Raw genomic sequence first — 10260 nt, forward strand, 5'->3', positions numbered from 1 at the left:
ATCGAGCAAGCGGAGTCCTGGGGTGGGTTGTCTTGGAGTGACAAACCTCTATACCGGAACTCCGCTTCCTACTTTCTGATCAACACACCCTTGACGCCAGCCCGGACCGCCTAACTGAACGGCGTTGGGACTAGAGGAGCCGCTCGTGGCGGACACGGCCGGGCAGAACCTGGACACCAGCACCCCGCACTCGGCACGGCTGTGGAACTACTGGCTCGGCGGCAAGGACAACTTCCAGCCGGACCGGGACGCCGGTGACGCCATCGCCGGGATGCTGCCGTCGATCGTCACCCTGGCCCGGGAGGACCGCCGGTTCCTGCGCCGCTCGGTCGAGCACATGGTCCGCGACGGTGGCATCCGCCAGATCCTGGACATCGGCACCGGCCTGCCGACCGCCGACAACACCCATCAGGTGGCGCAGGAGGCCGCACCGGAGACCAAAGTGGTCTACGTCGACAACGATCCGCTGGTGCTGGTGCACGCCCGGGCGCTGCTGTCCGGCACGCCGGAGGGCGAGACGAACTACGTCGAGGCCGATCTGAACGACCCGGACGCGATCCTGCGGGCCGCGGCGCAGACCCTCGACTTCTCCCGGCCGATCGCGCTGACCCTGCTCGGCATCGTGCACTTCCTGCGCGACGACGACGCCGCGTACGAGGTGGTGCGCCGCCTGGTCGACGCGGTGCCGCCGGGCAGCTACCTGGCGATCGCGCACGGTTGCTACGACATCAACACGGCCGAGGCGAACCGCATCGTCGACTTCTGGAACGAGCGCGGCACCCCGAAGATCAAGTACCGCAGCGCCAAGGAGATCACCACCTTCTTCGACGGCCTGACACTGCTGGAGCCGGGCGTCGTCCCGTGCAACCGGTGGCGCCCGGACGCACACACCGGCGACGTCGACGTGAACCAGTACTGCGGCGTCGCCGTCAAGGAGTGAGCAGGCGGGAAGCCCGTCGCTGGTGATCCGGCCACTGCGCCAGACCGGTTCGCCGTCCGCGCTGTCGACCTCGATCTCGCACGCGTCCATCACGCCGTCGGTGGTCCAGCTGAGCCGGGGCCGGCGCACGCCGATGCCGAGGGGCCGGTCCAGGTATTCGACGCGCAGGTCACGGCACCGCTGATCAGGCATGGCGACACGCTGGAAGCCCAAAACCGAGAAGACAAGGTTTTTGTACGGGCGGCGCACGGTCAGTGGGTGCCGTCCATTCGCCGCATCCGATAGGCGACGTCCCCGGCCAGATCCTCGCGCCGTCGCCGGGCCTCCTCGCCGAGCTCCTCGATCCGGGCCAGTGCCTTGGCCCGCTTGTCGTCCAGGCTGTTCACCCGTTCGGCGTACGCGTGCCGGGCGTCGGCGACCACCGTGGAGGCCCGCAGCTCCGCATCGCTGACCAGCAGGCTCGCCTCGACGGACGCCCTCCTCAGCAGTTCCTCCGCCTCCCGCCGGGCCTCGGCCAGACGCTCGTCGGCGGTGCGCTGGGCAAGCCGCAGCAACTGCGGTGAGACCGGGGTGGGCGACGCCCGTGCGGCCGCGGCCCGCGCCTGCTCCAGTTCGGCCCGCAGGGCGGCGGCCCGCTCCTGCGCCCGGGCGCATTTGCGTTCGAGTTTGCGCAGGTGCCCGGCCAGGTCGTCGTATTCGAGCCGTTCCGCGAGCGCCCGGTTCTCGACGGCGAGCCGCTGCATCTCCCCGGCCACGTCGTCGAGGAACCGGTTGACCTCACCCTCGTGATATCCGCGTGCGCCGGCCGGGGGCTCCCGGAACTCGACCTTGCCGACATCGGCAGGAGTGAATGACACGGAGGGGTCCACCTTTCTTACCGGAAGCACGTGGACGACAGTCAGATGCGGGGTGTGCACGTTCCCATAGGACCTTTTGAACGGTCGCTTCAGATCGTGCGCAGCTCATGCCTCCGGAGGGGCGTCAAGGTGTCCGAGCGACGCGTAGTGACGAAGCCCACCAAAACGCGTCGTCACGAAGTAGACGCGACCCTCCCATCAATGTCAACACCACGTATCCGCACGGGCTCCTCACAGTGATCGCGGGCCGCACGCACCCCCGCTGACCGCGGGTTCCGCCGCCTACCGGTTCCGCCCCTTCGGGCCAGAACGGAGGTCAGCGGGTCAGATCGGCCACCACGCAGGCGATGTTGTCGGGCGCGCCGGCCGCGTACGCCAACTCGATCAGCCGGTCCACCGCCGGCCCGCAGCCGGGCTCCGCGGCCAGGGTGTCGCGCAGCGCGGCCGCAGACACGACGCTGGACAGGCCGTCGGAGCAGAGCAGGTAGCGGTCGCCGGGCCGAGCCGTCCGCAACGCCAGGTCGGCCTCGACCGGACGGCCGCCGCCGCCGAGGGCCCGGCTGAGCAGGGCCCGCCGCGGATGGGCCGCGGCCTGCTCCGGGGTGAGCCGGCCGCGGTCCACCTCGTCGCGGACCCACGTGTGGTCCCGGGTCAGCAGGCTGAGCTCGCCACCGCGCAGCAGGTAGGCGCGGGTGTCGCCGACGTGTACGAGGGCCAGCCGATCGCCGTGCCGCAGCAGCGCGGTCAGTGTGGTGGCCGGCCGGTCGTCGCCGGCGCCGAGCCCGCGTACCGTCTCGTCGATGCCGTCGACCGCGGCGGCCAGGACGGCGAGCAACTCGCCGGCCGGCCGGTCCAGCGTCTCGAGCGGCTCGAGCGCCTCGACGGCGGCCCGCGCGGCGGCCGCCCCGCCGGATCCACGGATGCCGTCGGCGACGGCCAGCAGCCGGTCACCGGCGTAGGCGACGTCCTCGTCGCTGTCCCGGACGGCGCCCCGATCGGTGCGGGCCGCGCGGCGGATCCCCGGGGCGCCCGCGGCGTGTTCGGTCCGGGACAGCTCGCCGACGAGGGCGGTGACCTCCCGGGCCCGGTCCACGGTGTCGGCGGTGACCCGGCCCCAGTAGGCGGTGACGGCCTCGGCGACCGCCCGCGGGTCCCGGTCGCACACCGTGCCGATGGCGGCCAGGGGCATGCCGATCCGGCGCAACCGGGCGATCAGACGCGCCCGTTCCCGCTGGTCCGGGTGGTAGAACCGGTATCCGGACTCGGGGTCGACCGCGGCCGGCGGGAGCAGGCCGAGCTCGTCGTAGAGCCGCAGCGCCTTCGGCGTCATCCGGACCGCACGGGCGAACGCCCCGATCGTCAGCAGCCCCACCCGTCCTCCTCTGCACACCGGCCCTTCCCGGCCATCTTTTCCCCTCTCCCGGCGCTTCCGCTTTGACAAGATTGTCGTGGACGCTCGTGCGCCCGCCGTGAGTGCCGAGACGACAGAGGTGAGCTGCGGTGGCGGATTGGAACGACAACCTCCCCCCGTTCACGACCCTGGACAGCGCCGCTCTGCTGGACAGCGTTCAGGAGGCGTTCTTCGCCATCGATCCGCAGGGCGTGGTGCGCGGTTTCAACCGGGCCGCCGAGGAACTGCTCGGGATGACCGCGGCCGACGTGTGCGGCCGCCGCCTGGACGACACCCCGTTCCGGCCGGAGTACGGCGACCAGCCGATCAGCGCCGCCCTGGGCAGGCTCTTCACCGCACGGCCGAAACGCCCGGTCGTCCGCAAGCTCACCGTCCGGCACCGCGACGGTCGACGCCTGGAGACCCGGGCCGCGATGTCCGTGGTGCACGGCTCGGCCGGACCGCTGGCTTGCGTCTTCGTGACGGATCTGTCGTCGCTGGCGGCCGCCGAGGACGCCGTGGAACGGCACAACGCGTTCCTGACCGCCCTGCTCGACAGCCTCTCGGTCGGGGTGGTCGCCTGCGACGACACCGGCCGGGTCATCCTGGTCAACAGGGAGATGCGCCGGTGGCACGGCGACCCCGAGGACGGCCCGGTGCCCGCCGACGTGGCCGAAACCTACCCGGAGCACCTCTACGACACCAACCTGGATCAGGTGGCCTGGGAGCGGACGCCGCTCATGCGGGCCTGGCACGGCGAGGAGCTCGCCGCCGAGGACCTCGTGGTACGGGTACCGGGCCGGCGCAGCCGCGTCTTCGCCACCACGGCCCGGCCGATCGTCAACCGCGACGGCCGCCGGCTCGGCGCGGTCGCCGTCGCGCACGAGATCACCTTGCAACGACACGCCGAACGGTTCCGCGCCTGCCACCGCGAGGTGGAGCGGGCGCTGCGCCAATCGGCCTCGATCGCCGAGGCGGCGCCCGCCATCCTGCGGGCCGTCGCCGGCGCGCTCGGCTGGCCCAGGGCCGAACTGTTCCTGGTCGACGAGCCGTCCGGGAGCCTGCGGTCGGTGGGTGGCTACAGCACCTCCGGCACGGACACCGACGACTTCTTCGGGCACGACCCGGTCCGTGGCCGCGGCATCAGCGGCCGGGTCTGGGAATCCGGCGAGCCCCTCTGGGTCGCCGACATCAGCCGGTGCGCCGACCTGGTCACCGCACAGGAGCGGGAACGGGTCGAGCTGTGCGTACGGCACGGCATCCGTACCGTCCTGGCCGTCCCGGTCCGCGACGGCGGCATCGTGCTCGGCGTGCTGACCTGCTACGCCGCGTCGCCCGAGGTGCACGAGGACCTGTTCACCGTGCTGCTCGACGGCATCGCCGCGCAGATCGGCGTCTACGTGGCCCTGCGCCGCGCCGAGGAGCTGGCCCGGCAGCTCACCCGCTCGCAGAACGACTTCCTCGACCTGGTCGGCCACGAGCTGCGGACCCCGCTCACCTCGATCACCGCCAACGCCACGATGCTGGCCGAGGAGGCGAGCGGGCTGGACGACGAGCAGCGGCAGATGCTGTCCGCCGTCGCCCGCAACACCACGGTGCTCCAGCACATCGTCGACACGCTGCTCGACCTGGCCGCGCTGGACTCCGGTCATCAGGAACTCCACCGGGCGGCGATCGACCTGGTGACGGTGGTGGCCGAGGCGGTGGCGGCGTACCGGTCGCGCGCCGCCGGCACCGGGGTCCGGCTGTACGCCGACCTGCCGGAGCGGCTGCGGGCCGACGGTGACGCCGTCCGGTTCCGGCAGGTCGTCGACGACCTGCTCTCCAACGCGCTGAAGTTCAGCACGGCCGGTGGCGACGTGCACGTGACCCTGCGGGCCGTCGACCACCTCGCCGAGCTGTGCATCGCCGACAACGGCATCGGCACCCCGGAACCGGAACGGGACCAGGTCTTCAATCGCTTCTACCGGGCGGGCAACGTCCGGCATCAGGGCATCCCGGGCTTCGGGCTGGGGCTGGCCCGGGCTCGGACCATCGTCCGGCTGCACGGCGGCGAGATCAGCCTGCGCCAGCGCCGGCCCACCGGCACCGTCGTCTGCGTACGCCTGCCGGCGCTCAGCCGACCAGGGGCTTGAGGGCCGCTCCGACCCGGGCGACCACGCCCGGGCGGTGGCCGTTACGGATCAGGTTGATGGTGATGCCGTCGATGCCGGCGCCCAGCACCCTCTCGTGCAGCTGCTCGGCGACCTGTTCGGCGGTGCCCACGATGGCGCGGTTGCGGCGGTCGTCGGGGATGCTCTCGGCCAGCTCCTTGACCTCCTGCTCGGTCTCGCCGACCATCCCCATCACCAGGTAGCTGGTGGCCAGGGTGGCCGGGTCGCGGCCGATCTCCTCGCAGCGCTCGCGCAGCACGGCGACCTTGCGGGGCAGGTCGTCGACCTCGCAGATGATGTTCATGTGGTCGGCGAAGCGCGCGGCCAGCCGGAACGTCTTGCGCTCGCCGCCGCCGCCCAGCATGACCGGGATGTGCGGCCGGACCCGCGGGTTGTTCATGGCGCCCCGGGCCGTGTACCACTTCCCGTCGAGGGTGGCCGGCTCGCCCTTCAGCATCGGCGTGATGATCAGCAGCGCCTCCTCGAGCCGCTCGAACCGCTCGGTGTAGGTGCCGAACTCGAAGCCGTAGTCGTGGTGCTCGCGCTCGAACCAGCCGGCTCCGATGCCGAGCACGGCCCGGCCCTTGGAGACCACGTCGAGCGTGGTCACGGTCTTGGCGAGAAGAGCGGGATTACGGTACGTGTTGCCGGTGACCAGCGTGGACAGTTGGACCGTGGAGGTGGCCGTGGCCAGCGCGCCGAGGGTGGTGTAGGCCTCCAGCATCGCGTTCTCCGTGGGGCCGACGCCCGGCAGCTGGTAGAGGTGGTCCATCACCAGAACCGTGTCGAAGCCGGACGCCTCGGCTTCGCGGGCCTGCGCCACGACCGTGTCGAACAGCTCCGCGGCCGGGCCGGGATAGGTGAAGTTGGGAATCTGGTAGCCGAGCCGGATGCTCACGCCGTCTCCAATGTAAGTGGTCTCTTACTTGCTAATGTAAGAGCCTACTCACATGGGGGGCAAGGGTGTCGGCGAATCGCGGTTACCACCACGGCGATCTCCGCGCGGCCCTGATCTCCGCCAGTTTCGACGTGCTCGCCGAGTGCGGGCTCCAGCGCTTCTCGGTCGCCGCCGTGGCCCGCCGTCTGGGGGTCAGCTCGGCGGCGCCGTACCGGCACTTCCCCGACCGCGGCCACCTGCTCAGCGCGGTCTCCGCCGCCGCGGCACGCGACCTGCGTACCGCGATCGTGGCCGCCGCCGACGACGCCGGAACCGGCCCGGCCGACCGGCTGGCCGCCGCGGCCGGCGCCTATGTGCGCTATGTCGCCCGCACCGGCGCCGGCCTCCAGGTGATCTACGCCCCCGAGCTTTACGGGCTGGCCGACGACGACCGCCGCGAGCACACCCGCGCCCTGATGACCACCATGCTCGACCTGGCCTCGGCCACCGGCACGACGTCGTACGCGGACGCCGTCCTGCTGGTGGAGGCGATGATCGCGGTGGCGCACGGCTACACCACGCTGTGGTCGGACGGCTTCTTCTCCCGCAACGACGTCGGCGCCGGCCAGATCGCGGCCCGGGCCGTCGAGGCCGCCCGGATGGTCTTGACCACGCCGGAAACCGGGTGTTCGAATCAGATCGTCCAGATCGACTGATCTCACTGCGGCGGACGGGGTCGGATGGCTGCCTCTCCCTACAGTCTGGAAGGCGCGCGCACGATCCTGTCCGGCCCGGACGACGGCTGGACCGGCACCCTCGGCACCCTGCTCGGCGTGGGCGTGATCGCCGCCGGCCCGGCCGGGCTCGCCGCCTGGGGCTGGGTCGACCAGAAGAACGAGGTGGTCGGCCTGCTCGCGAAACTCGTCGCGGCGGGCCGCGAACGGCTGCGCGCCGGCCGCTCCCCGGAACGCGCCGACGTCCTCGCCGCGACACACACCGCGCTGGTGTACGGGGCGTTCTTCGCCGCCGTCCGGGAGACCGTCGGTGCGGTGTACGACCGGATCGGGCTGACCGAAGAGGACAAGCGCCGCCTCACCGACCGGGCCGCCGCCGGACCGGCCCAGGAGCAGCTGACCCAGATCGTCACCACCGTCCCGATCCCGCTGCCGTGGGCCGGCTGCGGATTCCGGGCCACCCGGGACACCGTGATCGCCCCGCGCTACCGGGAGCTGGCCGTGCTGTGCCTCCGGTTCTTCCAGAACTTCGCCGTCTGGGAGCGCGCCGAGGTGCTCAGCCCGGTCCAGCCGCTGATCGAGGACATCGTCGGCCGGGCGGTCCGCCGGTACGACGCCGAGTACAAACTGCTGGCCGCCGACGTCCGTGAGTTCGAGATCTGGGCGATGCTCGGCGAGCACCACGCCACCCAGGCCACCGCCGGGCAGGCCGTGGAGTCGCTGGCCCGGCTGGAACGCCTCATGGTGAAGCTGGCCGGGGCCGGCCGGGAGCAGGCCGGTCAGGTACGCCGGTTCGTGACCGAGTTCAACCGGGCGGCCCTGCGTGAGCCGCTGGTCACCGCCGGGGTGTCCGACGATCTTCCGGCGCTGCGGGTGCCGGCCATCGAGGACGGATACCTCAGCCCGGCGTACCGGTGGATGGTGATGACCGACGCGGCGGCCCCGGCCGACGAGTCGTGGTGGGAGAAACGCACCCCGCTCGGCGGTGACCTGGACTCCTTCCTGGCCGCGTACTTCTCCTCCCCGCGCAGCCACGAACGGCCGCTCGTGGTGCTCGGCCACCCCGGCTCGGGCAAGAGCATGTTCACCAAGGTGTGCGCGGCCCGGCTCTCCGGCAGCGACGGCTTCACCGCCGCCCGGATCCCACTGCGCCAGGTCCCGGACCCGAGCGCCCCCGTCTACCAGCAGGTCGCCGCGGTGCTCGGCAAGGCCACCAACGGGCGGGTCTCCTGGGCCGAGCTGAGCGACGCGTCCGCCGACGCGACCCGGGTGCTGTTCATCGACGGTCTCGACGAGTTCATGCAGGCGTCCGGCACCGCCGAGTCGAACTACCTCCAGAACGTGGTCGAGTTCCAGCGCATCGAGCGGCTCGCGTCCCGGCCGGTCGCGGTCATCGTCACCTCCCGCACCCTGGTCGCCGACCTGGCCCGGATCCCGGAGGGCTGCCTGGTCATCAAGCTGGAGGACTTCAGCACCGGGCAGGTCGGGGCGTGGCTGGAGATCTGGGAGCGGGCGAACCCGTACCTGGGGCACAGCGGGCTGGCCGGCATCCCGTCGGCCGCGTCCGTGCTGTCCTACGGCGACATCGCCCGCCAGCCGCTGCTGTTGCTGCTGCTGGTGCTGCACGGCGCCGCCAACGGGCTGCCGCCCATGCAGCGGGACTCCACCCCGGCGCAGATCTACGGCGCCATCCTGCGCCGGTTCATCGAGCGGGAGCTGAGCAAGCCGGACAGCCCGGCGCGCGCCGGCGACGAGGCCGGGATCCAGGCCGAGCTGTGGCGGCTCGGCATCGCGGCGTTCGGCATGTTCAACCGGGGCAAGCACTACATCGAGGAGCAGACCCTGCTGGAGGACCTCCAGGCCCTCGACCCGGCGCCCCGCCAGCGGCAGAACGTCCGGCGCGGTGGGGCGCTGAGCGCGGCCCGGCGGGTCCTCGGCAGGTTCTTCTTCATCCACGCCTCCGAGGTCGACGAGGGGGTGGAGGGGCGCAGCTACGAGTTCCTGCACGCCACCTTCGGCGAGTACCTGACCGCCTACTTCGTGATGACCGAACTCGCCGAGCTGTGGCGCTCCCGGGACCGCCCGTCCTCCCAGAACTGGGACGACGACCGCCTGTACGCGCTGCTGTCGCACCAGACGCTGAACTCCGGCGGCTCGTCGGTGCTGCCGTTCATCGAGCAGCTGCACGCTGACCCGGAGGGCGCCCGGCGGGCCGGCGACATCCTGCGCGTGCTGCTGCGCGAGGCCGAGGACCGCTGGGACCGCGGCCGCTACGGCGCCTACTCGCCGTCCACCGGCACCTACATGGAGCGGTACGCGATCTACACGGCCAATCTCCTGCTGCTCCTGCTGCACGTGGAGAGCGACCCGGTGACGCTCGCCTCGATCGTGCCGCCGCCGGAGGACTCCAACGACTGGTGGACCCGGCTGGTCCGGCTCTGGCAGGGCTACCTGGACGTCGACTTCCTGGACACCATCTCCCCGGAGAGCGAGCCGGACTGGGCCGTCACCCGGGGCGGCGCGACAGCCGCGCAGCCCGCCGTGCACACCGAGTGGCTGGCGCTGTCCCGCATCGACGCGGTGGTCCTCAACGCCGGCCACGGCGCGGTCGGCAACGAGTACGCGATCGCCAGCTCGGACCGGGAGATCGAGGCTCTCGGGCAGGCGGCCCGCGCCTACGTCGACCCGGAGGCGTTCTGGGACGGCCGCCGTACCGTCGGCGACCTGATCCACGCCGACGAGACCGGCCGCGCCCACCACTACAGCCGGGCGCTGCTGGCCGCGCACGTGGCGCACAGCCCGGAACTGTTCCGGGTCGCCGACGTGACCGCACTCGACCCGTTCGCCCTGGAGGCCCGGGTGTCGCCGGACTGGTGGCCGCGTTCCCTGCTGGCCGCCCAGTACCCGGAACTGGGCGACCGGCCGGAGACCACGGCCTACCTGGCCCAGGTCCCGGTGGAGAGCCCCGGTTTCGCGGCCCTGCTGGCCGGGGCGCTGATCTGGGGCGACCGCTGGCCGGCCGGCGCGGACGTCCTGGCCCGCACCCCCGGGGTGCTGCACGAGGTGGCCACCGGGCTGCGCCCCTGGATCGACGGGATGGCCGGGCTGACCGACGAGCGGCGGCAGGTCCTGGTCATCGCCGGTCACCTGGTGGTGGCGATGCGGCGACTGCTGGTCGAGGACTAGGCCGTGTATCGAAGTCGGTGGTGGTGGGTGGAGAGGATCACGCGCGTCGTTGATCGATAGACAGTGAGGTCTCCGGTAGACGGTTTAGCGACCAAGCAGAACCGGAGACCACCGGAGACCTCG

General features: G+C 71.9%; 7 protein-coding genes and 1 pseudogene. 4 read left to right on the forward strand and 4 right to left on the reverse strand.

Annotation, left to right across the window (positions count from 1 at the left end; genetic code table 11):
• Nucleotides 1–145: 145 nt before the first annotated feature.
• Nucleotides 146–940 carry an SAM-dependent methyltransferase gene (locus KZ829_RS42385; protein WP_220149485.1) on the forward strand — a complete coding sequence of 265 codons (795 nt, stop codon included), beginning with the start codon at nucleotides 146–148 and terminating at the stop codon, nucleotides 938–940.
• A gap of 27 nt (nucleotides 941–967) precedes the next feature.
• On the opposite strand, the pseudogene KZ829_RS45060 reads toward KZ829_RS42385, so the two are convergent.
• The 3 genes and pseudogenes from KZ829_RS45060 to KZ829_RS42395 form a co-directional block, all read right to left on the reverse strand.
• A pseudogene (locus KZ829_RS45060) lies at nucleotides 968–1132 on the reverse strand (glycoside hydrolase family 78 protein); the annotation flags it as partial.
• 59 nt (nucleotides 1133–1191) lie between these two features.
• Nucleotides 1192–1797: a DivIVA domain-containing protein gene (locus KZ829_RS42390; protein WP_220149486.1), complete on the reverse strand. Its 606-nt coding sequence runs from the start codon at nucleotides 1795–1797 to the stop codon at nucleotides 1192–1194.
• 316 nt (nucleotides 1798–2113) lie between these two features.
• A complete protein-coding gene (locus KZ829_RS42395; protein ID WP_220149487.1) occupies nucleotides 2114–3169 on the reverse strand; it encodes a MerR family transcriptional regulator in 1056 nt (351 codons plus the stop codon).
• 128 nt (nucleotides 3170–3297) lie between these two features.
• Between KZ829_RS42395 and KZ829_RS42400 the strand changes: the two genes are divergently transcribed.
• Entirely contained in the window at nucleotides 3298–5322 is a 2025-nt protein-coding gene (locus KZ829_RS42400; RefSeq protein ID WP_308285896.1) for a PAS domain-containing sensor histidine kinase, read from the forward strand.
• On the opposite strand, the gene KZ829_RS42405 is transcribed toward KZ829_RS42400, so the two are convergent.
• Entirely contained in the window at nucleotides 5303–6238 is a 936-nt protein-coding gene (locus KZ829_RS42405; protein ID WP_220149488.1) for an LLM class F420-dependent oxidoreductase, read from the reverse strand. The genes KZ829_RS42400 and KZ829_RS42405 overlap by 20 nt on opposite strands.
• A gap of 65 nt (nucleotides 6239–6303) precedes the next feature.
• On the opposite strand from KZ829_RS42405, the gene KZ829_RS42410 reads away from it, so the two are divergent.
• A complete protein-coding gene (locus KZ829_RS42410; protein WP_220149489.1) occupies nucleotides 6304–6933 on the forward strand; it encodes a TetR/AcrR family transcriptional regulator in 630 nt (209 codons plus the stop codon).
• 24 nt (nucleotides 6934–6957) lie between these two features.
• The gene (locus KZ829_RS42415) at nucleotides 6958–10137 is read left to right on the forward strand and encodes an NACHT domain-containing protein (protein WP_220149490.1); all 3180 of its coding nucleotides are present in this window, start codon (nucleotides 6958–6960) and stop codon (nucleotides 10135–10137) included.
• Nucleotides 10138–10260 lie beyond the last annotated feature (123 nt).

The sequence above is a fragment of the Actinoplanes hulinensis genome, from assembly GCF_019429605.1.
Taxonomy (GTDB): Bacteria; Actinomycetota; Actinomycetes; order Mycobacteriales; family Micromonosporaceae; genus Actinoplanes; species Actinoplanes campanulatus.